Annotated in this window: 27 protein-coding genes; 3 read left to right on the top strand and 24 right to left on the bottom strand. The window is 60.6% G+C overall.

Features of this window, described 5'->3' with window-relative positions; all coding sequences use genetic code 11:
• Positions 1 to 2 precede the first annotated feature (2 nt).
• From ACFX4T_RS20370 to ACFX4T_RS20335, 8 genes are all read right to left on the bottom strand, one after another.
• Positions 3 to 1,532 (bottom strand): CHAD domain-containing protein, encoded by a 1,530-nt coding sequence (locus tag ACFX4T_RS20370; protein WP_377653725.1) that lies wholly within the window; start codon positions 1,530 to 1,532, stop codon positions 3 to 5.
• A 99-nt stretch (positions 1,533 to 1,631) separates the two neighbouring features.
• Positions 1,632 to 2,117, bottom strand: a complete 486-nt coding sequence (locus ACFX4T_RS20365; RefSeq protein ID WP_377653723.1) for an SRPBCC family protein — start codon at positions 2,115 to 2,117, stop codon at positions 1,632 to 1,634.
• 152 nt (positions 2,118 to 2,269) lie between these two features.
• Complete coding sequence (locus ACFX4T_RS20360) at positions 2,270 to 2,641, bottom strand: hypothetical protein (RefSeq protein ID WP_377653721.1); 372 nt, start codon at positions 2,639 to 2,641, stop codon at positions 2,270 to 2,272.
• Positions 2,642 to 2,767: 126 nt separating this feature from the next.
• Complete coding sequence (locus tag ACFX4T_RS20355; protein WP_216926523.1) at positions 2,768 to 3,103, bottom strand: PRC-barrel domain-containing protein; 336 nt, start codon at positions 3,101 to 3,103, stop codon at positions 2,768 to 2,770.
• Complete coding sequence (locus tag ACFX4T_RS20350) at positions 3,090 to 3,518, bottom strand: hypothetical protein (RefSeq protein WP_377653719.1); 429 nt, start codon at positions 3,516 to 3,518, stop codon at positions 3,090 to 3,092. The genes ACFX4T_RS20355 and ACFX4T_RS20350 overlap by 14 nt, the downstream gene beginning before the upstream one ends.
• Entirely contained in the window at positions 3,515 to 4,744 is a 1,230-nt protein-coding gene (locus tag ACFX4T_RS20345) for an Nramp family divalent metal transporter (protein WP_216926525.1), read from the bottom strand. Before ACFX4T_RS20345 ends, ACFX4T_RS20350 begins: the two co-directional genes overlap by 4 nt.
• Positions 4,741 to 5,244, bottom strand: coding sequence for a hypothetical protein (locus tag ACFX4T_RS20340; RefSeq protein WP_377653717.1), 504 nt, complete (start codon positions 5,242 to 5,244; stop codon positions 4,741 to 4,743). Before ACFX4T_RS20340 ends, ACFX4T_RS20345 begins: the two co-directional genes overlap by 4 nt.
• Positions 5,245 to 5,816: 572 nt before the next feature.
• Positions 5,817 to 5,975, bottom strand: a complete 159-nt coding sequence (locus ACFX4T_RS20335) for a hypothetical protein (RefSeq protein WP_216926527.1) — start codon at positions 5,973 to 5,975, stop codon at positions 5,817 to 5,819.
• A gap of 331 nt (positions 5,976 to 6,306) precedes the next feature.
• On the opposite strand from ACFX4T_RS20335, the gene ACFX4T_RS20330 reads away from it, so the two are divergent.
• Positions 6,307 to 6,888, top strand: a complete 582-nt coding sequence (locus tag ACFX4T_RS20330) for an AAA family ATPase (protein ID WP_216926528.1) — start codon at positions 6,307 to 6,309, stop codon at positions 6,886 to 6,888.
• A gap of 135 nt (positions 6,889 to 7,023) precedes the next feature.
• Here the strand turns inward: ACFX4T_RS20330 and ACFX4T_RS20325 are convergent, their stop codons facing one another.
• Genes ACFX4T_RS20325 through ACFX4T_RS20315 form a run of 3 tightly spaced genes read right to left on the bottom strand, consistent with a single transcriptional unit; the run spans position 7,024 to position 10,593 of the window.
• Complete coding sequence (locus ACFX4T_RS20325) at positions 7,024 to 8,340, bottom strand: MFS transporter (RefSeq protein WP_216926529.1); 1,317 nt, start codon at positions 8,338 to 8,340, stop codon at positions 7,024 to 7,026.
• A 31-nt stretch (positions 8,341 to 8,371) separates the two neighbouring features.
• Positions 8,372 to 9,559 carry a Xaa-Pro peptidase family protein gene (locus ACFX4T_RS20320; RefSeq protein ID WP_216926530.1) on the bottom strand — a complete coding sequence of 396 codons (1,188 nt, stop codon included), beginning with the start codon at positions 9,557 to 9,559 and terminating at the stop codon, positions 8,372 to 8,374.
• Positions 9,556 to 10,593, bottom strand: a complete 1,038-nt coding sequence (locus ACFX4T_RS20315; RefSeq protein WP_216926531.1) for a succinylglutamate desuccinylase/aspartoacylase family protein — start codon at positions 10,591 to 10,593, stop codon at positions 9,556 to 9,558. The genes ACFX4T_RS20320 and ACFX4T_RS20315 overlap by 4 nt, the downstream gene beginning before the upstream one ends.
• 219 nt (positions 10,594 to 10,812) lie before the next feature.
• Here ACFX4T_RS20315 and ACFX4T_RS20310 point away from each other — a divergent pair, with 219 nt between their 5' ends.
• Both ACFX4T_RS20310 and ggt read left to right on the top strand, forming a co-directional pair.
• Positions 10,813 to 11,607, top strand: coding sequence for a GntR family transcriptional regulator (locus ACFX4T_RS20310; protein WP_216926532.1), 795 nt, complete (start codon positions 10,813 to 10,815; stop codon positions 11,605 to 11,607).
• A 98-nt stretch (positions 11,608 to 11,705) separates the two neighbouring features.
• A complete protein-coding gene (ggt, locus tag ACFX4T_RS20305; RefSeq protein ID WP_377653713.1) occupies positions 11,706 to 13,547 on the top strand; it encodes a gamma-glutamyltransferase in 1,842 nt (613 codons plus the stop codon).
• A gap of 8 nt (positions 13,548 to 13,555) precedes the next feature.
• Here the strand turns inward: ggt and ACFX4T_RS20300 are convergent, their stop codons facing one another.
• The 13 genes from ACFX4T_RS20300 to ACFX4T_RS20240 all read right to left on the bottom strand — a co-directional run bounded on the left by ACFX4T_RS20300 (position 13,556) and on the right by ACFX4T_RS20240 (position 23,311).
• Positions 13,556 to 14,185, bottom strand: a complete 630-nt coding sequence (locus tag ACFX4T_RS20300; RefSeq protein WP_377653711.1) for an NUDIX hydrolase — start codon at positions 14,183 to 14,185, stop codon at positions 13,556 to 13,558.
• Entirely contained in the window at positions 14,182 to 14,367 is a 186-nt protein-coding gene (locus ACFX4T_RS20295) for a hypothetical protein (protein ID WP_216926535.1), read from the bottom strand. The genes ACFX4T_RS20300 and ACFX4T_RS20295 overlap by 4 nt, the downstream gene beginning before the upstream one ends.
• 55 nt (positions 14,368 to 14,422) lie before the next feature.
• Positions 14,423 to 16,120 (bottom strand): daptide biosynthesis intramembrane metalloprotease, encoded by a 1,698-nt coding sequence (gene mpaP / locus ACFX4T_RS20290; RefSeq protein WP_377653709.1) that lies wholly within the window; start codon positions 16,118 to 16,120, stop codon positions 14,423 to 14,425.
• Between the two features lie 11 nt (positions 16,121 to 16,131).
• The gene (locus ACFX4T_RS20285; protein WP_377653707.1) at positions 16,132 to 17,349 is read right to left on the bottom strand and encodes a YcaO-like family protein; all 1,218 of its coding nucleotides are present in this window, start codon (positions 17,347 to 17,349) and stop codon (positions 16,132 to 16,134) included.
• Positions 17,346 to 18,164 (bottom strand): daptide-type RiPP biosynthesis methyltransferase, encoded by an 819-nt coding sequence (gene mpaM, locus ACFX4T_RS20280; RefSeq protein WP_377653705.1) that lies wholly within the window; start codon positions 18,162 to 18,164, stop codon positions 17,346 to 17,348. The genes ACFX4T_RS20285 and mpaM overlap by 4 nt, the downstream gene beginning before the upstream one ends.
• An 82-nt stretch (positions 18,165 to 18,246) precedes the next feature.
• Positions 18,247 to 18,384, bottom strand: a complete 138-nt coding sequence (locus ACFX4T_RS20275; RefSeq protein WP_377653703.1) for a daptide-type RiPP — start codon at positions 18,382 to 18,384, stop codon at positions 18,247 to 18,249.
• 63 nt (positions 18,385 to 18,447) lie between these two features.
• Positions 18,448 to 18,573: a daptide-type RiPP gene (locus ACFX4T_RS20270; RefSeq protein WP_256449754.1), complete on the bottom strand. Its 126-nt coding sequence runs from the start codon at positions 18,571 to 18,573 to the stop codon at positions 18,448 to 18,450.
• 45 nt (positions 18,574 to 18,618) lie between these two features.
• Complete coding sequence (locus tag ACFX4T_RS20265) at positions 18,619 to 18,762, bottom strand: daptide-type RiPP (protein WP_377653701.1); 144 nt, start codon at positions 18,760 to 18,762, stop codon at positions 18,619 to 18,621.
• Complete coding sequence (gene mpaC, locus ACFX4T_RS20260) at positions 18,759 to 19,982, bottom strand: daptide-type RiPP biosynthesis dehydogenase (RefSeq protein ID WP_377653699.1); 1,224 nt, start codon at positions 19,980 to 19,982, stop codon at positions 18,759 to 18,761. The genes ACFX4T_RS20265 and mpaC overlap by 4 nt, the downstream gene beginning before the upstream one ends.
• A complete protein-coding gene (gene mpaD, locus ACFX4T_RS20255; RefSeq protein WP_377653697.1) occupies positions 19,979 to 21,259 on the bottom strand; it encodes a daptide-type RiPP biosynthesis aminotransferase in 1,281 nt (426 codons plus the stop codon). Before mpaD ends, mpaC begins: the two co-directional genes overlap by 4 nt.
• Positions 21,256 to 22,275: a daptide biosynthesis RiPP recognition protein gene (mpaB, locus tag ACFX4T_RS20250; protein ID WP_377653695.1), complete on the bottom strand. Its 1,020-nt coding sequence runs from the start codon at positions 22,273 to 22,275 to the stop codon at positions 21,256 to 21,258. Before mpaB ends, mpaD begins: the two co-directional genes overlap by 4 nt.
• Before the next feature lie 219 nt (positions 22,276 to 22,494).
• Positions 22,495 to 22,845, bottom strand: coding sequence for a DUF5655 domain-containing protein (locus ACFX4T_RS20245; RefSeq protein WP_216926543.1), 351 nt, complete (start codon positions 22,843 to 22,845; stop codon positions 22,495 to 22,497).
• Positions 22,846 to 22,990: 145 nt separating this feature from the next.
• Positions 22,991 to 23,311, bottom strand: coding sequence for a hypothetical protein (locus ACFX4T_RS20240; protein ID WP_216926544.1), 321 nt, complete (start codon positions 23,309 to 23,311; stop codon positions 22,991 to 22,993).
• Between the last annotated feature and the right edge of the window lie 12 nt (positions 23,312 to 23,323).

The following is a 23,323-nucleotide window of genomic DNA, read 5'->3' as shown; positions in this document are numbered from 1 at the left end:
TCTTACTTTTTGAGGCGGAGCTTCCGGGCTTTCTTGCCGCTACGCAGATACTCCTGCTGCGCGGCGTCGGCCTTGGCGCGTTCAGCGGCATGGAGCAATCCATACGTGAAGGCGCTGTTACCAGCACCGGACGCAGACCCCAGTTTCAAAAGCTCGGCACGGGCCATGGCGCTGTCCTGATGCTCACCCAAAATGGTCTGGACATCATGGGCAGCGTCCGCGAGCTTCGCGGCGCGCTTCCCGTGGACACTTTCAGCGGTGGCCGCGGCAAAGCGCAGCTTCTTGGCGGTCTTGCGGACATCGTGAAAAGCCGAGTCACGCGAAGGCCCGACGGCGGCACCCACCGCTGCGTCGTGGCGTTTGGCGAGTCGCTTGGCCGCTTTGTTAACGAGCTTGGCTGTGGTCTTGCGTGCGGGCCCGGTTCCCTGCGGCGCGATGGCGGGAGAGTCCAGGAAGGCTTCGAGCCCATCCAGAAGCCGGAAATAGCGCGGGCTGTTGAGCCGGGTCCTGATTGCTGCCATGGCCGTGTCCGTCCGAATCTTCATCCGCTCATCCAGCTCGGCGTGAAAAGGACCCAAAACCAGCTTCATTGGCAGCTCCTCCACATCCTTTCGGAGCCGCTCATGAAGGACCTCTACATCCCGGTAGCGGCCAAGGGTCTTGGCCAACGATTTCAGTTCAAGCTCAAGTTCCTGAACCGGGGAACCCTTGAAAAGTTTGCGGTAGCTGTGGAGCACGGAACGGATCCGCTGGGTCAGGGAGCGCATCTGGTGGACGGCATCATCCCGGTTCATTCGTACATGGGCATCCTGTAGGAGCAGCTTGGCCACCTGGGCGTCGAGGTAATTCATTACGGGTACAACGGCCGGCCCCTTGCGGCTGGGGATCTCGCGGCCGGTCCCCTTTGCGCGCGGCCATGAATCCCCCAAGGCTGTGGCCAGTTTGGAAGTGCGCTCGCTCGGGCTCGCTCCTGCATCAGTGAGCCGGGCTTCGGCGGCGTCCAGAATGTGCTCGGCGTCGTCCGCCAGCCGGCTGCCGTTGAGCTCCACTTCCCATTCGCGCCATTGCTGTTCGCTGGGATTCCCGAGGGACACGCGTGCCCGCACTTGGTCGTCCACAAACTCGGCCACGCGTTCGCCGTCGTCCTGGTAGAGGGGGTGGGTGGTGCGCTCGGTGTTGAGTGTGGCGACTGCCACCACTGTGTGTCCGCGCGTGTAGGCAAGCACCCGATCCATCAATTCCACCGGGACTGTATCCGCCTGGCCCAGGGGCGCGTGGATTTCGGTGCGACGTCCCGGACTGTGGGGAAGCTTGAGGTGCCAGCCGGCGTCGGGACCTCCTGACCGCCGCCGCAGCGTGATTCCGCGGGCCGCAAGCGCGAGGTCATTGGTGTCGAAATAGACCGCTTCGAGGCTATGGGTGGCCGGCTCTCCCACGCGGGCCACGCCGTCGATCTTCTCAAGCGTGGGAAGCGGCGTGGAAGGATCGACGTCGAACTTCCGCTCGGCCTCGACGTTGCTGGAGGTTGCCATCACTTCTCCTCACAGGAGCTTGTTCTTCGTGGCACCCGTGGAGGCCGGCCCGTTCGCTGGCCGACCTCCACCGGTAGAAAGGCTTAGGCCGGGAAGCCGCTAAACCAATGCTCCTCCGCCCTCGTCCACATCGCCACCGGATACGGTGCCACGCCAAGCTCCGGTTTCATGCCCTTGCGCCTCGATGAACTTCTTGAATTTGTCCAGATCGGCGCCAACCCGCAAGCTGTCCGCTCCGACCGCCGAGCCGGCTTTTTCAGCGAGGGTGTCAGGCTCCCATTCGATCTCCACATTGACGCGGGTCCGCCCCGCGTCCAGCGGTTCAAACGTCACCGTTCCCGCATTGCGCGGGCCGTCCACGCTCGCCCAGCTGACCAGGGAATCGGGCACCTGCTCAATGATCTGGGCATTGTATTCGCGCTTTACGCCACCCACATTTGTCGAGAAGTGGAGAGCTGTATCATCGACCTGCTCTACGGACTCCACTCCGTTCATGAACTCCGGAAAGGTCTCGAACTGCGTCCACTGGTTGTAGGCGACGGAGACGGGTACATCTACTTCGATTGCTTTATTGACGGTAGCCATAAGGTGTTGCTCCTTCAATGTTCTCTTCTTGGACTGGACACTTTTCTTGAACCGGACACTTTTGGGTCGGGTAGGTATTGCCGGCGGCGCGCCAGCCGGCTGGCTGCATAACCGGTGGCGCGCCTGTCTTGTGGGCGCGCCGTGGTTACGGCCTAACCTGCGTCGAAATTCTCTTCGTCATCGTCCTTGGGCGACTCTTCCCGGGGCAGATCATTGCCGCTGCCGTCGGCAAGGGAGTCTGCTGGCTGGTCCAGATTCTGCTCAGCCTGGGACTGCTCGTCAATGCCGCCAAAGCGGCCTGCCCCCGGTTCGCCTGCGCTGTCCGAGTCCTCGGGATCCAGGTGGCTGAGATTTGGTGCGCCGGTTGCATATGTTTCGCCGTCGGGGCTGTCCTCGCTCAGGCCGGCTTCGCTGAGGTCCTCTTCCACACGGGGCTGCGCCTGTGATCCGCCCGCTTCCTGCTCTGCGGTAGGGGTACCGTACCCTCCGACTTCCTCTTCAGGTGTTGCGTTCTGCTTGTCCATGTGACCTGCCCTTTCCATGCGGTGGAACGTGTTAATGGAACACTTCGAACCTATAAGGACGGTTGGCGACGTGTCCATGCTTTGAAGAAATTAGTCAGCAAACTTAGCAATTTCGTGCTGGAGGCGCTATCGTGGCAGCCCCGATTCGTAGGGCACGAAGTCCGGACGCAACACCACCTCACTCGCACCCATCACCGCGATGTCCTCCCACAACACCAGGAACGATCCCCTGTGCCACCAACGCAACAACTGCGCCACCGGCCAAGGCTGCGTCATCCCTTGCCGTTCAAACCCAAGGAAAGACGACGCCGTCCGCGGACTCACAATGATGCCCACCAAGCGGGCCTGGCTCAGGAGTTGGGTCGGTGCCGAGTCCAAGGCGAAGCGGAAATCTGAAACCTCGCCCAGCCGGTCACCATTGCTATCCACCACCTCACGGCCGAGCATGTCAGCCAGGATCATGGCTACCTCCGGGAATCCGGCCAATGACGTGGTTCCGAAGCCAGCGTTCCACCCACGAAGCATCAAGGGAGTCCGAACGCACCCCCACAGTAATAACGGTGTCCACACTGGCTACGACGTCCCACGGGATACGGATCAACCTGTCCGACGGCGGCCTGCCGCCGAAGATCCGCGTGCCAAGTACCGGACCTGTCAGCAAGGCCGTAATGGTCGGTGGCGCAGCACCTGCCGGGATCGGCTCATCAGGCACGGGACCACTCAACTCAAGGTCGTCCACCGTGGTGACGGGTACGCCGTCGACGTCCAACACCTGCCGGTCCAGCAAGTGCAGCTGGGCATCGAGGACCAACCCTGCCGGACGCGGGGCAGGCTTGACTTCATGTGGCTGGATCGTCCTCCGCTTGGCGGCACTCATGCGCCTGCTCCTGTTGCGATCATGAGCGGGATTGCAGCCAGGGACGCGGCCAGGATGATCACCAAATACACCAGCCCCGCAATATTCACTGCCCTGTTGTTGACGTGCTCGCCCATGTATTGGGGATCATTTGACACGATCAGAATGGGCAAATAGGTCAGCGGCAGCGCGATCGCGGAGAACACCACCGAGTACTCCGTCACCAGGATGGGGTCCACGCCAGTGACGAGGACAGCAGCACCCGCCAGCAGGACCACGATCATGGACATGTGGAACCTGGCAGCCTGGGCCGGGCGCCGGAACTTCCCCCATGACCATCCAAAGAACTGCGCCAACGTGTAACCGCTTGAAAGGGTGGTTTCCAGCGCCGCGCCGAACGTGGCCGCCACAACGCCCAGAATCAGCACGGCCAAGGCCAGTTGGCCTCCGGCCTGGGCAACGGGCAAAGCAACCTGCGAGAGCGTGGTGACGCTGATCCCGGCAGGCAAAAGAACGACGGCGGCGCACGCGGCGATCGCCACGGAAAGGAACCCGCCCAGCGGGAAGCCGAGAAGGACGTTTATCCGGGCCTGAAGAAGATCCTTGACCTTCCACCGCTCCTCCACAGCTCCGGAGGAGAAGAAGAACACCTCGTACGGCGTCATGGCAGCCCCGAACAGAGCAATGGCAAAGTACCAGTACACGCCCGCGCCCTCCTCCTTCGGCACCGAGGGCGTGAACGCCTGGCTGGCCAGGACACCCCAATCGGGCTTAAGGAGAAAGAGTGCCACCGCAAAGACCACCAAGGAGAGTCCCAGGAGCCCGGTAACGTTCTCCATGATCTTGAACTTCACACGCCAAATCACCAGCCAAACGGCCAGCAACGCAACAGGGACCCAGAGCAGGTAAGCCACACCGCTGGCCAACTGCAAAGCCAAGGCGATGCCCCCGATCTCAGCGGTGACCGTCATCAGGTTGATCAGGAAGGAAGCGCCAAGGTTGGCCAGCCCGGCGCGTGGACCCATGCGCTCGCGGATAACCTCGAAAGTCGCCCGCCCCGATACGGCCGCCACCCGTCCTGACATGTTGGCAAAGAGGCAGATTCCGACGACGCCCACCACCACCACCCAAGCCAGGGATAGCCCGAAGCGGGAACCCACCACGGCGTTGGTCACCAAATCCCCGATGTCAACGAAGCCCCCGATAGCCGTCAGGATGCCAAGCGCAACACCGAGGAGCCGCTTCACTGGATGCCGGCCTTGGTCATGAGGGCTTTGAGCTGGTCCGTTGCGCTACGCAACTCGCCCAGGACCTCCGGCAGGCCGTCCGCGCCGGAACCGGATTGCCCTTGCTCTTGTCGTTCTGCCTTGCCGGGCGCGTTAGCGGGCGCGGTCAACGCATCACGGGCATGCAGCAACGCACGCGAGATAGTGGCGAAGGTGGCCAGCATGTCATCACGAAGCGACTTCTCCTTCTCGGTGGGGGCGGTGAAACCCTCAACCTCATCGGTGGCCGACTCCACCTCGCCCAACATGTCGTCGGCGGCAGTGGACCCGGCAGCCGCCGTCGTGCTGTCTTTTATCCGGAGGTCCACAGCAAGGGTGGCCGCCTGGACGGCCGCAAACACATTTTTTGCTGGCTTCTCAAGCGTCTCGGCGGAAGGACGCGGGGAGCATGCGGCCAAGGCTCCGGCGAGTACCGCCAGAGCCAGGAATATCGCCGCGAGGCGTCCGCCTTGCCGAGTCATGATGGCTGCGGAACCTCGCAGCCTGCCTGTGGATCCATCCCTGTGTAATTAAGCGGTCCGGCGACGATATTCAAAGCGATCGTCGCGAACTGCGAACACTGGGCGGGCGGGGCGTTGTAATAGCCGCGTTGGCCCGCTGCTATTGCCCCAATGACGAGCCATACAACTACGATCAGCCCGATAATTGAACCGACTCGCATTTCTTCCCCCATCCATAAACGGGAAAACCCAGCTTTTGCTTCTTACTGGGAGGCCAAAGGGCGCGGTCGGGGCCGGGATACCTTCCCTGGCCCCCGACCGCAAAACCCCATGTCAATCCGACGGATTAGTTTCGGTAGTTAAACCGCGATCATCCGCAGTCCGCTCATCCTTCTCTTCTGCCGGTCCAGGTGGATTCGCGGACTCATTACCTCCGGCATCGGCGGCATCTTCCGAACCTGTTCCGGATGCGTCGCCAACAGGTACTTGATCATCGGAGGTGGACGCACCAAGATCCCGTGGGATCGGATGACCGGGCGTCGTTATCCCATCGTGCACCTGACTGAAGCCGGCAACTTCGCTTGGATCAGTTGTCATACGCGCGACCGGCCCCGGCCAAGAACCCAGCCAATGAGGGCCAGGACCAGCAGGATAATTCCTACCCAAAGCAAGAAACTCAAGGCCTGGTTAAAACCGCCAACAAGCAGCAGCACGATCGCAATGACGCCAGCAATCACCAATAGTGTGTTCATCTAAGCTACGCATCCCTTCAAAAAAATTTGTCCAGTTAGGAAGGCGTCCGCTGGGACTCCAATTGGAGCTCCACCCCAAAGCAACGGGCACCGAACGGAGAAATGTTCTCCTTATTCCGTACTTACCCCAAATGACAACAGTTCAAACAGAACCACTGCCCTCCGAAGCACGTGCACAGCATCATGATAGGCGCGCATTGTGTTTCGGCGAAGTAGTTCAACAGGAAACTTAGTATGTCTTGGCGGAAAAGCACTGCTGAAGCGTGATCTATGCCTCAATCAGGGACAAGGCCGGCCTCCCCTCCGTTGAAAGAGAGACGACGGGAGGCCCATGCTCATTGTTCTGACAGGAATAGACGGTTCAGGAAAGACGACGGCGGCCCGCGCCTTGGTGGATTCGGCTCGCGCCGAGGGGCACGATGCGCTGCTGCTTAGTAACCATGCTGCACGCCGACGGATGTCGCTCTTTTCTGAGCGGTTTGGGTGGAGCTTGCCGCCTCGGGGTGCCGATTTTGTAGAGACGTGCATCCGCGTGGTCAACGTGCTTGTTTCGCATGCGCGAGCCCTGCGGTTCGACGGCTTGGTGGTCATGGACAGGCATCTCTACTGCCAACTTGCCCTGCGCCGCGCGGTTGGATTGGGCCGGGGCAGGCTGCTTCCGTGGTTGCTGGAAAAGCTCCCTGCTCCGGACCTCGTGGTCCACTTAGATGCCGATCCGCAGCATGCATACCAACGGGTTATGGCGCGCGGCACCGATCACGAAGAGGTGGCAGACCTGGAAGCGTTCCGGACTGCCTACTGCTCGCTGCCAGAGTTCAATGACTTCATGGTCGTTGACGCCAACGGAACGCCCGAGGACACGCTCGCCCAGCTGAACATGGTGATCGACCGAAAGGAACCCGTGCGGGTTTGAACCCAACTGGGTCGCAGATGACGTGACGAGCAGAGCAACGGGATAATTTGAGTTATCCCTCCCCTTCAGATGCAACTTGAGGGGAGGGACACTTCCGTTCCCTCCCCTCAAGCATGACGCTATTTTGCTTTGCGGCTAATTTGATGCTGCGGCCGCGTCCCTGCCTTTCAGGGCAAATACGGCGACCAGTCCGACAATCAGCGCGGCAAAGATGACGTAGTACGCCGGTGAGAGGGGGCTGCCGGTGGATCCGATCAGCCAGGTGGAGATGAATGGGGCGGTTCCTCCGAAGCCGGCCACAGCGATGTTGTAGCTGACGCCAAGTCCTGTGTATCGGACGTCTATGGGGAAAAGCCGGGTGGTGGTCGTGACCGCGGTTCCTCCAATGAGCGAGACAATAGCGGCAAACAGGACCTGTCCAAGTATCACGGAGCCCAGCGTCCCGACCGCGATGAGCTGGAACAGGGGTACGACGCAGACGATCATGAGTGCGGCAAAGGCGATGAGCAACTTCCTGCTGCCGACCTTGTCGGCAAGAATCGCGGCGAACGGAATCAAGATCATCAGGACCACCAGCTGCAAGGAGTTCCCAAGCAGGGCGTCCGTCAGGCGTACCTGGGTTGTGGTCTTGATATAGGTCGGCAGGTAAGTAGAGAACATATAGATGCTTACCGAGTAGCCGATGGTAACTCCGATGGCGATGAGCCCTTCGGAGCGGTAGTTCCTGAACACCGAACCAAGTGGCGTCTTGTGGGGTTTCGGTTCTGACTGGGCTTTCCTGAATTCCGGAGTATCTTCCAGTTTTGCCCGCAGGATAAGCCCCAGCACACCGATGATGCCGCCGAGGATGAAAGGAATCCTCCAAACCCAGTCACGGAGGGCCGCCTCCGAAGACAACAGGCCGCAGAGTGCTGCAGTCAGCGAGCCCACCAGGGTTCCTGCGGACGCGCTGACTTGAACCCAGCTGCCGTAAAGGTAACGACGGTTGCGCGGCGCATATTCGACTGTGTAGACGGAGGATCCGCTCCACTCCCCGCCGGCCGAGAAGGCCTGGACAAAACGAAACAGGACGAGCAAAGCGGGCGCTGCCAGGCCAATTGACGCATAGCTGGGTGTTAGGCCAATGGCGACGGTGGCTGCGCCCATGAGTGCAACAGTGGCCAGGAGGACGTTCTTTCGCCCGTGCTTGTCTCCAAAATGGCCGAAGAAAACGGCGCCGAGGGGGCGGATAAAGAACGAGGCCGCGAAGACGGCAAAGGTCGACAGGAGGCCCGCCGTTGGGTCCTGGTTTGGGAAGAAGTTCGCTGCGATGATTACGGCGAACAGTCCGTAGACAGCGAAGTCATACCATTCCACCATGTTGCCAATGGCACCGGCGAGCACAGCCCGTCGCCTGATGGAGTTGGTAACCGTTTCGCTCATCACGGGAGTTGGTTTCGTTGTTTCATTCATTTTATTTTCCTACCTTTCTGGGCAGCCAGGGTTAGGACAAGAGGTCCTCGTCGTAGGGGAAGCTTGTAAGCATTTCGTAGCCGTTTTCCGTGACAAGTACGGTGTCTTCTATCTCGACGCCGCCTACTTCCGGCTGGTCAGGTGTGCAGGCGGCAGGCTCAATGTTGATGACCATTCCGGGCATCAACACGTCCTGCACTCCGGGAGCGATGACCGGAGCCCCGTGAAGGCCGTAGCCGAGCTGGTGGCCGGAGGCCCAGGGCATGGTGTAGTTGCCGTATCCTTCCTGGATGAGGACATCGCGTGCAATCTTGTCGATGGAGGCACAGGTGACTCCGGGCCGGATGGCGTGGATGGCTTCCTGCTGGGCGAGCCAGGCGGCCCGGTAAAGCCGCTTCTGGGCTCGGGAAGCTTTTCCGCGAACAGTTCCGCGTGCGAAATCTCCTGTGTAACCGCGGTAGACGCACCCAAGATCCACGATGACCATATCCCCGTCGTTGATCCGTCGTTCGGTTGCGAGGCGTTCGAAGATGGCGGCGTTTGGTCCGGACGCCACGTTGGTAATGAATGGCGTCATTTCCGATCCCGCGAGGCGCATTTCGTACTCCGCCGCGGCAGCAACATCAATTTCACGTGGCGCGTCCGGCCGACGAATTGTCTCCAAGGCGACCCTCATTCCGTCCTGGGTGATGGCCAGCGCCTGCCTTATGAGGGCGATTTCTTCGGGCTCCTTGATTTTGGTTGCATCGGTCCACAGCGCCGATGCGTCGACGAACTCGGCCTTGGGGAGTCGGTTTTGGAGTTCTCGGTCCAGGTCATGGGTGAGGAAGTCGAAGCCAATCCTGCCCTTCGTCAGGCCGTGCAGGGTGAGAATGTCTTCGACGGTTCCCGCCCATGTGCTCCGGCTTCCAAGCTGTACTACCTCGTCAGCCCTTGAGCGTGATATTGCCCGGGCGCGTTCGCCGCTGAGTGCTGTTCCGAGGATTACCGGGCCTTTGTTGATGAGTAGAGCCAGGTACTCGATCTCGATAAAGGGGCGGTACCCCTTCGCATAGAACCCGGTTATCCACCGCACGGCGTCGTGCTTAATGAACAGGATTGCATCCAGCCCCCTCTCGTCCATAAGGGTTCGCATGCGCCGGACTTTGGTTTCCTGTAAGCCATCACCGCCGTAAAAGAGGGGTGACTCCACGGATGTCTCAACTGTTTTCATGTTCATGGCAAGTTCCTAAGGGTCTGCAGATCGGATCCGGTGGGCACGCTTCCAGCAACCGGCAGCACGGCGTACGTCCAATCACCGATCCTTGTGGCGGGAACCGTTCGCATTTCACCGATAAGACCGCCATGCGGGGCGCGGATTTCGTGAAGTTGCTCGCCAAAGGGATCCACAATCTCGCCCAGGATCTCTCCCGCTTCTACGGTCTGCCCCAGGGCCACACGGTGCAGAAGGAACCCGCCGGTTGGTGCCTGGAGGAATTCCCCTGTCTTCGCTGCGCGGACGATGGTGTGATTCTCCGTGTAAGGGACTGTCCATTTTTCCGATTCGGGAACCATGCCAAGCCGCTGGGCAACACCGGCAAGCGTCATTCTGGCCTGTTCCGCCAGGTCCTCCCGCATGCGCCCTTCGGACCCGATTTCGACCAGAATGGACGGGACTCCGCTCTCGGCAGCGACCAATCGCAGGACGTTCTTGAACGGCACGGCCGCATACAAGGTTTCAATACCGGTTGATTGAGCCAGCTTGAAGGACTTCTCACCGAATTCCCCCGGGCTGTCATCGAAACCGACAAACGGCATGAGGCCAAGAGTCATTCCGCCGCTGTGCATGTCAAGCAGGTAGTCCGCTCCGGCCACGATGTGCGTGACCAGCGCATCGGCAACGCGTTCAGTCAGGAAGCCATCAGGGTTACCAGGAAAACACCGGTTTAGGTCCAAGTGGTCTACCGGGCTGTGCCGGGAGAAGCTTTCAAATGCCGCGGGGTTGGCCTGGGTGGTGGCGACAATAGCCCCGGAAAGCGTGGATGGATCAACATCGGACAGAAACCGTCGAAGTCCTTCGCAGCAGTCGTACTCGTCTCCGTGCACCCCGGCAATCAGAGCCAGTCTCGGGCCTGGCTTGGCACCGTTAATCACTACCAGTGGGATGCCCAAGGGCGTCCCATCCGGCCTGGTGCCCAGCTTGAGCCAGCCAGTCTTTTTCTCTCCTGCCTCCACTTCAAGCCCACCTACGGTCAAGTTCCGGTTTTCAGTCATCTGACAATGCCTCCTCGCGCAGTCCTGACAACACGCTTATTTGTACGTTCAATTACGGTACATGTATTCTTGAGGAGTTGTCTAGAGGTCTAAAAGGTTCTGTTTTGCCAAGGAAGAACGCGAAGGAGGGGCCATGAAAAACCCCTGCGCCGGGGTGGCTGAAGTCATTGGTATTGGCTATGGTTGTATTTGTACGTACAACCGAGCGAAGGCTGCAGTGTGACATCACCGATCGAAACCCTCGACGCCGAATCACTCCTTGCCGACATCCGCGATGCCGGGCCGCTGCCAGGAGAAAAGCGACATGAATGGCTTAGCAGGGCTTTGCGTGAAGCCATCAAGATGAACGTTCTGCCTGAGACCGCCATGCTGCCCACTGAAGCCCAGCTAGTGAAACAGTTCGGGCTAAGCCGCCAAACCGTACGTAAGGCCTTGGAGGAACTCGCCAGGGAACGACTAATCGTACGAATCGCCGGCAAAGGTACGTTCCTGGCACCGTCAGGGGAGACTGGACGGCAGTTCAGCTCGGCGAGGGACTTGCTCTCATCGGTTCATGATTCGCGCTACGAACTCGTCATTCCCCTTCACAAGCGCATCGAACTGGCCGCGGCAGGCAGGCTCCGTCTGCCAACCGACGACGTTGCCTGCGCATCCTTCCGGCGCCTTAGCGATCAGGGCGCCTTTTGCTACACCTCGGTGTTCATGCCCCCTCACATCGGCGAACTGCTCCAGGATGTAAGCGAACTAAAGGAACCCGGATTCGCTTCGTACAGAACTGTGGCCGAAATCCTGGATGAGCGCATCCCTGGAGGCATTGCGAGCGCAGAGCAGAGCATCACCGCATCGGGCTTGTCGCCAGAGGCAGCCATGAACCTTCAACGCGAAGAAGGAGAAACTTCGCTGCGCATCGACCTCGCGTATTACGACGATCAGCACGCCATGGTGGAACTACAGTCCAGCTATTTCCTCCCGGAATCCTACTCGTACAGGTCCCACTGGCAGCGGCTCTCATAGGAGCTTGACCTACTTCACCGTTGAAACTCCCCAAAGCCCCGGATAGGGTTGCCGGACCGTCCAACCACATCATCGTCTGGGAAAAATCTGGGAGAACCATGACACATGTGAGACGCCAATTGGCTGCGGTCACCGCAGCCCTGGCCCTAAGCGTGACAAGCGGAGCAGTAGCCAGTCCGGCCTTCGCCGATCCTCGCGAAACCGAGAAAAACCCCACAGCCACCGGATACGGCGGTGCAGTAAGCACGGTGGATCCGGAAGCTTCGGCGGCCGCCATCGAGGTCCTCCGCAAGGGTGGGAACGCAGCCGACGCCGCTGTCGCTGCGGCCGCCACCCTCGGCGTCACCGAGCCATACAGCGCCGGTATTGGAGGCGGCGGCTACTTCGTTTTCTATGACGCCAAGACCAAGCAAGTCAGCACCATTGATGGCCGCGAAACCGCGCCGGCAACCATGCCAAACGATGCATTCATCGATCCCGCCACCGGCAAGCCGTACCTCTTCACTACCAAGAGGCCCGAACTGCCAACCAGCGGCGTCTCCGTAGGCGTCCCCGGCACTCCCGCCACCTGGGAACGAGCACTTGAGCGATGGGGCACCCTGAACCTGGGCGAGGCACTCAAACCCGCCATCAAGGTAGCCAACCGCGGCTTCGTGGTGGACGATACGTTCCGAAACCAGACGTTGGACAACAAGTTCCGCTTCAACACCTTCACGTCCACGCAGGACCTGTTCCTCCCCGGTGGTGACGCTCCCGCCGTCGGGAGTATCTTCAAGAACCCCCAACTGGCGGAGACCTACCGCTTGCTGGCGAAGGAAGGCACCAGTGCCTTCTACACAGGGCCACTCGCAGAAGAGATGGTGTCTGCAGTAAAGAAGCCCCCGACGTCGGGTGACACTGATCTTCCCGTGCCACCTGGGTTCATGACCACTGACGATCTAGCCGCCCACAAGGCAGTCGACCAAGATCCGACTCACGTGAAGTACCGCGGCTATGACGTCTACGGCATGGCGCCATCCAGCAGCGGCGGCACCACCGTTGGCGAATCGCTGAACATCCTTGAAAACTTCGAGCTCAAGGACATGCAGCCCGTAGACGCGCTGCACCATTATTTCGAGGCCAGCTCCTTGGCGTTCGCCGACCGCGGCGCTTACGTGGGCGATCCGGCGTTCGTTGACGTACCCACTGATGTCCTCACAGACCCGATTTTCGGTAAGGAACGCGCCTGCAAGATCGATCCGACCGCGGCAGCTCCCAAGCCGGTCGCCCCGGGAGACATAACAACGTACGACGGCGTGTGCCCGGCCCAGGCGGCACCGCTCGCCGACGAGACAGATACTGAGAACATTTCGACCACCAACCTGACGGTCGCCGACAAATGGGGCAACGTGGTGGAGTACACGCTGACCATTGAGCAGACAGGCGGTTCCGGAATCGTCGTCCCAGGCCGCGGATTCCTGCTGAACAATGAGCTCACCGACTTCAGCGCCGTGTACAACGCCACTGACCCCAACAGGATCCAGCCAGGCAAGCGTCCGCGTTCTTCGATGTCGCCGACCATCATCCTTCAGGACGGCGACCCCTTCCTGGCGCTCGGCTCCCCCGGCGGATCCACCATCATCACCACGGTGTTGCAGACCATCCTGAACCGCGTGGATTTGGGGATGGACATCTCCGAGGCCATTGCTGCCCCGCGTGCTGCTCCGCGAAACGGACTCACAGTGAGTTCCGAGCCGGCATTCATTGATGCTTACGGTTCCGCGTTGGAGTCGTTAGGGCATGATCTGGATCCTGCCGGCGATGCATTCACCTCGGCGGCCGAAATTGGTGCCGCCACGGCAATTGAGTTTGGCGAAGATGGAAAGCTCACCGCCGCAGCCGAGCCGAAGCGTCGTGGAGGAGGATCCGCGATGGTACTGAAACCAACCGACGGGCCGTGACTGATGTCCTAGCCTGGAAACAGGCCTCGGACTGTTGCCTGCAGCTTGTCCAAGGCCGGGTTCGCTTGGGTGCTGGCAGCTTGGGTGCCGGCGACTCTGGTGCTGGCAGCGAATTTCATGAGTCCGCGACATGCGAGTCCGGCGTCAGTCAGCTCACCGCTCAGCAGAAATTCAATCAGTTCGTCGCTTGGAAGTAGGCGCACAAAGCCCGCCTCGGACGCGTCCCACGAAGGGTCGCCGCCGGGGCGGGCTTCTGCTGCGATGACGATGTGCTTTCTCCTGGACGAGTTGGCGGACCACCACTCGGATCCTGCGTAGTACACGGCCGACGATGCATAGCCTGTTTCCTCGGCCAGCTCGCGTTGGGCTGCCTCCACCGGCGATTCGTCATCGTTCAGGTAGCCCCCGGGCAGCTCCAGCAATGTCTTCCCGGGCCCGACGCGGAACTGTTCAAACAGCACCACATCGGTTCCGCCCTCGGTGAAGGCGAGGACCGCGGCGGAGTCCGGTCCCGCAATGATGTCCCATGTTGAAACCGTGCCATCCGCTTCCAGGTACGTGTCCTGGTTGATGGTGACAAAACCCTTATACGCACGCGTAGACCAGAGCTTCCGCCACAATTCGTTCGAATCGTTCACTCTTGGCGGTTGGTCTTGAGTTCCCGGCAGAATCTCCACACCATCACCAACGAAGCTACTGCAATGATGATTCCGGAAATAAGGGACCAAACAGACTCGCTGCCGCTTGAGAGGAAAATGTAGACAGCATAGGAGGCCATGGTTAGGGCGAGAAGAAGCCATGTCATCGGTTTTACATTCACAGTGAGTTCCTTGATCTGTTGGTAGAACTGAATCCGTCGAAGCTGGCTTCGATTCTCATGAGTGCCCTCCCGTGGAGTTGCCGCGTTCGGGTTGTCCGGGCCATAACGGGGAACGTGAAACGGCCTGCCAGAGCCACTCCCCCAGATTTGTCTGGCGCTGGCTGGTTACTTCCGCCCGCCCGGACGCGGGAAGTGAAGTGCTTTCTTCCACCTGACCGGCGTAGGCCAGCACAGGCAGAGTGGTGTCTGCGAGCGCTATGGGAACGATGGCGTCCACTGGCGCCATGGATGACGACGGCGGGTGGTCGCCGATGCTGGCCCGGCCCAGATTTTCGTGGAAGATCATTCCCTGCGACTGCAAGGCGACGTTGTCGCCCTGTTCCAACGAGTGATCCTCAGCTTCGCTGGGCGTCACGATCAACAACTGACCATCCGTATAGGTGTAGCCCGCTATGGTCACCTGGTTCACAGGGAGCACGGCGAGAAGCGTCCCGATCGCAAGAGAGCCCAGAAGCGTAGTAAGGGCACGCCGCCACAATGGGCTGCCGTTTTCCGCGGCCACCCGGAAGAACTGGATGATGCTCCTGCTCGCCATCACCGCGAGCAGGCAGAGGAGGGCAACGACCGCGATGTGCCCTGCATAGCCGAGCGCCAGGAAGATGGGCACGATGCGTTGGAAGCCCACGAGCATAAAGCCGACGCCGGCAACGGAGCTCGCCAGTCCGAACCATGGAAGCAAACCGCTGCCGCGAAAAGTGGATCGGGCGCCGAGAAGCCGGGAGCCAACCACGTCAGCCAGTGCCTTGACGGATTTCTGGCGAAGGTGCGGAATGTCCACGGCCGACATCAAGGCAACGTAGCCGTCCAGCTTGATGAACGGGCAAAGATTCAAAATGGCGACAGCCCAACAAATGACTCCGTAGAGAAGGGCCGCGTCTTTAATTGAGGATGCCGGAAGAAAGGTCTGGACCGCCAGCGCAATGCTCCCCAGGCCCAGATGCACCAAGGGCCCGGCCAAAGCAATCACTACCCGCTGCTTTCGGGAGTTCAACCGCCACCCATCGGTTACGTCGCAGAAAAAGGCGGGAGAGAGGTAGAACAGCATGATGCCAATACGCCGAGGCGCGCCACCAAAGTAGGTGAGGGCCATTCCGTGGCCGAGTTCATGCAGCAACGTGGAGGCAAACATCGCACCGGCCACGGCGAGATATACCTCAAGTGCTAGCGGCGTCGCCATGACCCGCCAAATGCTTGAGCCAGCAGCCAAGGCCCCCAGTATGCCGCCTAGGAAAAGCAAGGCAAGGGGCACCACAGCTATCGGCCTCGCCATGGCGGCAACCGCAGGACGGAATAGCAGCAGGAGTGGCGCCGGGTTGAACAAGGTGAACTGCACCGTCAGCGGTGCCCGGAACTGAACACGTCGGTCCGTCCTCACCTGCCTCCTCGATCCTTGCGCCCTCAATTCGTGCGCACCGTCGTCGAAAATACCTGTGTGGGCCAGCTGGCGAACGATCCCCATGACGTCGGCAGCCGTCCACGGCAACCCCAGGAGTCGGGCGATCTGGGCCGGGTCCCTCTCGCCATCAACTGCCCTGAGCACAGCAGCTACATCTGCTGAGATTCGGGCCTTGGGCACATTGTTCAGGGCAATAATCCACGGCCCTCCGTCGTGCAAGGGCTCATCAACAGATGCCGATGGGATCAACTGAACTGGCCACTGGGCAACGGCCGGAACCTTGCGCGATCCGGACATAGCGAGCTTTCTCATATCAGTGGGTGCGGTGTTAAGGACAAGCCAGCAGGACCGTGCGGCATGAGGACCCCTTTGGTTTCGTCCATGGTTAAGGGAACCGCTCCCGGACAGATTGCTTTACCGGCTATCCAACCAAGCTCCCGAATTGCCGCCGGGAGGCGGTGAGTAAGGCTGACCCAGTGGGATTGGATGTCGCGCCGGGCCAGATACTTCACCAAGTCCTTCACTTCCGGTGTGGGTTTGAACGCCGGAAATCGGGCTGGCTTGAACGATCGGAGCCAGGAAGACAGTTCAGCCAAGGCTTGCTCGGTGGTCCAGAAGTCCGCACGGGATTCGTCGTCTGTTACCTCTGGAGATGCAGCCGCAGACGGCGTCCGAGACAGGAAGAGTTCGCGAATTTGCAGGCCTTCCTGGAGTGCTCCCCTCAGGGCGACGATGGGGCCGGCTGCCGCTTTGAGTCCAACAGCGCCAAACTGCCCATTCCCGGCATGGCCGGTGATGATGCAGACCGCTACGTGCAGGGGGCTGTCATCCTGCGGGATGAAGGCGAGGGTGAAGTCAACGCCCGCAGCGCGGGCAGAGTCCACGAGCAAGAACAAAGCCAGTGTCCCCTGCGAGTCACGTACGTCTGCGGGCATCTCCTCGGCCACAAACTCGTTAAGCGGAGCCCTTCGACGCCATGCAGAAAGGAAGGCATCGCGCTCAATGACTTCTCCGATGCCGGACACTTGTGCAAAGCGTTCTGACGGACCCGAAGCGGCACCGTTCGGCGAAGGATCAAAGAACCCGCTCCATGGATCCCTGTCCGCAGATCCACCGGCCGTGTAGTCCACCGTTGGCGCCGGTACGTATGATTCCTGGCCAGTCAGCAAGTTGGTGGCCCGGTACCAGGGGAACTCAAAAGCGAGGGCAGAGGCACGTCCCAACCCTGCGCTGACAAAGTCGATCCGCCCTTCCGTTCCATCCCTCGGAGCAACAAGGTGTTCGACGTCGGCTGCGGCGGGCATTAACGCGAAACGTTCTACGGCCTCCCCTGCGCCCCGCGTTATGGAGGCCCGCTTCTTCACGTCAAAAGCGCCGACGGCGGCTGCAAAGCCCTCCCCACGTGTCCGGCCGTTTGCAAGCGACGCTACGGTTCTCCAGAGCCCCACGTCGTTGGGTAAGTAGACGGTCGCCGAGGACACGAGTCCCAGCGACGGATCGAGGGTAAGTACGGGATCGACGCTCATCTGCCGCACACCCACAACTCGATGTCATTTAAGCCGGGTACCTGGGTTGCCATTCGAACCGGACGACGCTCCAGGATGGTGAGGCCCGCCGCCAGTACCTCTTCCTCGATGAGCGCGTTACTGACAAAAGCGATATCGCTCGAATACGCGGACGAGCGGTACGTACCCCCTTCATTGAAGCCAACGTGAATCATGGTTACGTGCCGGGCACCGTTGACCGGATCACGGCTTTCCACGGTGATGAGGAATGCGTCGTCGCCCATCGCTGAAACTGTGGTGCCGCCGTCGTGTCCTTCTGATGGCTGGTGACTGTCGGCGTTGAGTACCGTCAACAGGAAGCGGCCGTCGGGCGCCAAGGCGTTGCGGACGCGGCTGAACAACTCCCGCCTGCCCAGAGGGTCCAGCAGCGTAATGGAACTGGCACCGAGAACGACGCAACCGAAGCCGCCGTCGACCTCAAACCGGGACATGTCCGCCTCGACCAATACCGTTGGCACTCCGCGGGGATTAAAGGCCTTGGTTGCGATCCTTTCAGCGAGAATTGCGAGCATTTCCGGGGAAGAATCGACGGCGATCAGCGGTCTTCCGAGAGCAAGGAGCGGGCGGGTGATCCGCCCAGATCCTGCAGCTAGCTCGAGGATGGGGCCGTTGGTTTGGCGGGCCGCGGCCAGGATCTCCGGAAGTTCGGTCAGGTCCTCGGCGGTGATCTGGTCGTAAAGACGGGCCCCTGAAACGCTGTACAAATCCTCGGGAGGATCCAGGTGGCCAAGGACGCGCAGGATGGCATCGGCAGACTTGTCAGGTGGGGTATTCATCAGCTCGTGTTCTCCGGGAGTTGGTAGGTGTCCGCGATACACGCGGGCGGCAGCGAAGGGTCGCGCCACCCGCGTGCACAACCTAGGTGGCGGCGATTCCGACGACGATGCCGGCGATGATGATGACGTCGCCAACGCGGATATACCAGGGCGTATCATCCGGGGTGTCGAGGTTCTCCAGCTCTTCAATGCTCAGCTGAAGGTTCGAGGTTGTGATCATTGCTGTCTCCTTCCTTCTGTTGTGGACCGTCCTGTTGTTGGACGGTTCGGCTTCCGGGACGGATCAGGTGATGCTGACGGCGATAACGCCGATGGCAACTCCCTGGGACACTCCGATGAACCAGTTGTTGAAGTCCGGGGTATCCAGCGATTCGATTTCCTGGATGGAGATGTTGAGCTGTTTCTGCATTTGCGTTCGCCTCCCTTCATTGCGGGGTTGTATGGATTGTGTTCATCAGGTGATGGTGACGGCGATCCCGATCAACGCGAGGCCAACGGTGACCCCGTGGATGCGTTCGCTCCAGTCGTCAGGGACATCGAGGCTTTCCAGTTCCTGGACATTGAGATCCAAAGTTCTGGGTGCAGGCATGCTGCTCATGTGCTCACCCCCTTTCCCTTACCGCTGGTAGCTCGCCCACTGGGCCTGGCAAGTTCTTGTTGGTCCAGTGATGCCTCGGAGAGGACATGCTGGACCTGCATGGCATCAAGGCCCCGCAGCATCGGCAAGCCACCGCCCCAGTTCCGGAGGGCAGCGTCAGTAGTTTTCACCAATGCCTCCTGGCTGATGATGTCCATGCCAGCGATGCCCCACCGCCGCATCAATTCACTGATGCCCTTGGCCGGGTTGGGGTCCAGCGAAGGATCCGCTTCTACTACTACGGACCAGAGCTTCAGAAGCCGGCCACCGTCACCCCAGGCTGCGCTTCCGTTGGCCACCTCCGCCCAGATGGGGCCGATGACGGAGGCAGTGGCGGTCATCTTTCGAACTCCCGTGACATGGGCAAGTTCGTTGGCGACGTACCAGTGCTTCGCTCCGTACGGGTCACGGCCCACCAGCGCCCAACCGGTATGCGTCTCCATACTGAGGTGGGCAGCCGTGAGCCTCAGTTCGGGCACATCCTCACGCATCAGCCGATTCCCGAGCCGGACAATCCGCGCCAAAAGTGAGTGAGCGTCGTCGTCGAAAATGCTGGAGCTGCTGCCAATCAAAGTCCCTGCCACCCGGAGGAATGCCTCGAGCAGTCCTTCGAAGAGCAGGTGTGTGGGCAGGGTGGCGAGATTGCCGGCGTCGAGTACTGCCACGTCACCAGACAGGTGACGTGAGGCGATCAAACGACGCCCGACGACGGTGTCCAGACACGCTACAGCGCTGACTTCTGCGCCGGTCCCCACGGTTGACGGCATGAGGACGGTGCGGGGACGCTCATTTGGATATGAAACCGGAGGCAGGACGATCAGGCCCGATCGCTTGGCATGGCGTTCGACGAAGATCGTGAGGCTTGGGTCTGCGGTGAACAGCGCCGCGAGTTTCACGGCATCCATCACGGAACCGCCGCCAAGTCCCACAACGGTCTGAATTCCATGGTGGCGAATGAACCTACCTACATGCCGCAGTGTCTCTATGGTGACGGGGGCCGCGTTCAAATCCAGCGTCGGCGCTCCACTCAGGTCGCCGGCCAAGAGGGCATCTCTTTGTCCCGCAAGCGCTTGGTCCACCACCAGCCCGGTCCGGCCCCGGGTGAGTCCGCCAACGTACTTGGGTGCGATTCCTTCCCCCAGAACGACGCAACGCGTCCTCCAGGCACGGTCCGCGATCATGCGAAGACTCCGTCGCGCTCAGCTTTTGTTAGCCCGGCTTGAATGGCTGTGTGGAGTTCTTCGAAGTTCTCCGTGGTGAAGATCAGCGCAGGAAGGAGCTGGATCCGTCCAGGCCCAGGCTGCACAATGGCGCCTGCTTGATGAATTCGCCTGACGACGGCCATGACCTGGTTCGGTGATAGGGGCAGCCCCTTGTGCGACTGGAGCTTGATGCCCCGCATGCAGCCCCGGCCTGAGGATCCGCCCACCACTGGATTGCTTCGGAGTCTGGAAATGAGCTCGTCCAGGGCTGCTGACACCCGCTGAGTCAGAACGTGGTGATCCAGCCTTTTCATCTCGGAAATCGTGCTGAGAATCGCAGCGCAGGCAACTGGAGTTCCGGCTTGGGTTTCGCCGTGGACAAACACGGCCTCGTTCATATCGAAGAGCTGGGATACGCGTTGGCCGATCAACAGCGCGGCGCATGCGCTTGTGCCGTTGGTCAGTCCCTTGGACGTGACAACGACGTCCGGAGCGTGCCGCCATTCATCGGAAGCGAACCACCCTCCAACCCTGCCGAACCCGGTGGCGACTTCGTCAGCAACAACAAGGAACCCATGATCCTCCCTGTGCCTGAGGACTGCGGCCACGAAAGCGTCCGGCACAACTTCCGCGCCTGAACCAAGGACGGGCTCAATGACGATCGCCGCGACGCGGTGTCCCTCCCGTGTCAGGAGTCGGGCCAGCTCCGCGCCGTCGTCGTCGAACCGGATATGCCGGACGTTCCGCCTGTCCACTCCATACACCGCTTGGCCGAGGTCGTCGCCGCTGAGTGCCTGACTGCCATAGGTGAGCCCGTGGTAGCTGCCACTCAGCCCGATGATGAGTTTGCGTTCGGGTTGCTTGTCCAGGACAAAGTAGTGGCGGGCCAGCTTCATGACGGCGTCGTTGGCAGCGCTACCTGACGTGGAGAAGAGAACTCGCTGGAACTTGTGGGTGGGCAGTTCAAGGAGTGCTTTGGATGCCTCGAGGGCTCTGCTGTGCGCCGTCCGGAAGAGCGGGAGGTAGGACGCTGTTTCCAGTTCCTTGGTTATGGCCCCGGCAATCTGTGCATTGCCGTAGCCGAGGTTCGCGTTCCACAGGCCGCTCTTCGCGCAGAGACGTCGTTGCCCGTCCTCGAAAGTTACATGGACCCCTTGGGCGCTGACCGCTGTGTAACTTGTTGCTTCGAAACCGTTCTGACTGACGAGTGGGACCCAGAGCGGGAGCTGTGTCTTGGGCGTTGAGGATACGCTCATCGGGTTGCGCCGATGAGGTCGATGCCCAGCTGTTCGAACTGGTTCAAGACCGCCGACACGGCACCGGCTGCCACGGATTCGGAGACGTTGAGGGCTGGCCCTATGACTGCAGCGGCTGCGTGGGCGTCCCGGAAGTTCGAGACGGCCTCGATGATAGTGGCCGCGTCAATCCCGATTCTGAAAATACGGCCGGACGTGGTGTCCAAAAGACTGTGCTCACCACCGTGCCGAATGATGAACGGTGCACCTGGCGATGGCAGCTCGCCATCTGCGGAGGCTCCGTAAAGGCTTAGGCCGAAGCCAACAAGCTGAGTGCTGGCACGGTCCTCCCGGGGTATGAACTTCCAGGCATCCAATGCTGCAAGGTAGCGCGGAATCCATGGCCTGGTTGCCAGCGAGTCGCGAACGCTCCGGGGGTCGCGTATCGAAGCAACCACAGCCTCGGGCTGAAGCGCGAGCGATTTTCTTTGGAGATCGTGAAAGGGATCGCCGATTCGGCCGATCTTAGCGCCGTACGGACCGCTGAGGACTGTTCCGTCGGCCGCAATGTGCAGCCTCGCAAGATGTTGGGAGCTTTGTCCGGCCAACAATCCGCGTTCTGCCAAGACTGCATTGACCTCGATGAGCTGCCGAATAAAGTGGCCCGAACGGCGGGCTTCGTCGGCGTCGTCGAAGAATGCCAGCCAGTCATCATCGGAGGTGATGCGGACAAGCGTGACCCCCACAAGATTCACGAAGGGAATGGCTACGTAGTCCTGAATCTCCAGGCTGAGCGTGCCGTCCACCAGGAGCTCTTCCCCGGAAACATCGAAAGTCCCGGACACCGGAACAAGTCGTTCATCGTCCGCATCACCGTTCAGGACAAGAACAACGCATTCCTCACCGGCCAGCTCCTTCGCGTACGGCACATGCTCGGAATTCTCAACAAAAATTGTGCATCCGGGAATTCGCCCGGGGATCCCCGTGATCCACTGATCTACCGCCGCGGCAGTGGTCTGTTGTTCGTTCAGCGTCAATTACCCAACCCCCAATAGTTGTGCACGTTCCTGTGGGCGGCCCCCGATGCTTGCTCGAGGGCTCGTCCTTGAGAAGGACACTATGGGCGCGCTGAACTGACCTGCCGCGAAAAACTGGAACTAGGTGGCGAAAGGGCCAAAATTAGGTGGTGTTAGGGACCACCTAGGTGCTGGTTCAAGGGGGTCTAGGTGGTAGCTGGGCTGTACGCCGTCTGGACGCTACTTCACTGTCACGGTCAGCCCATAGGCCGCTTTGACCCAGCCCAGGAACTCGGCATCGAGATCTCGCGGTGAGCCCAGCAAGAACTCGTGATGCCATCGGGAAGCAGAGACCTGCTCCGACCGATGCAAACGATCCGTTTCCAGGGCATGGTCCAGAACCACGTTGACCAGAAGACCGCCCTTACGCGGATGGATACCAAGAAATGCGCGGCCGTTCACGACGTGGAACGACGTCTGCTTTTCCTCAACCTCAAACGGCCCCACCAACGTCAAGGCTTCCACCAAGGCTGCAAGAACTTCAGAAGAACCGGTATCGCCATCAATGCGTTCACGAGCTGTCCGAGCCATGGAGAAAGCCTACGCGCAACCGAACACATGACGCATGGGACGTTATGCCAGGCGCGCCACACTTCGGCGGGAAGCCCGGGGTGCCGAGCCGTCGGAGAGGGTGGCGTGAGTCTATCCTTCGCGCTCTAGAAGTGCGGGTCCCTAGTTAGTGCCCGAACATCTCCAGGCAACCGCCGTCCATGATGCTCCCACCGGTCTCCACTGTGACGGGGCCCGTGAGCGGAACATACCCGTACAGACAGCCTCCGCTTGGTACTGTGACCCCGAACCTGACGCCGTTGCCGCCGTCGTCCGTCTGTACTTCGTTGAGGCTTAGGGCTGTGAACGCGGTCTCGACGTCGTCCGCGTTTGCGGGCCTCGTGAGCGCATCCAGCGCTTTGCGCGCGGGACCGACGTGCGCGTCAAGCTGTGCGAGCATTTCCGGGGTCAATTTCCTGCGTTGACGGTAGGTTTCGTTCCCTGCCATGGCCGCTTCGCC

Source organism: Paenarthrobacter sp. YIM B13468 (assembly GCF_042788025.1).
Taxonomy (GTDB): Bacteria; Actinomycetota; Actinomycetes; order Actinomycetales; family Micrococcaceae; genus Arthrobacter; species Arthrobacter aromaticivorans.
The sequence above is the reverse complement of the archived record's forward strand: the minus strand, read 5'-3'. Positions and strand labels throughout refer to the sequence as shown.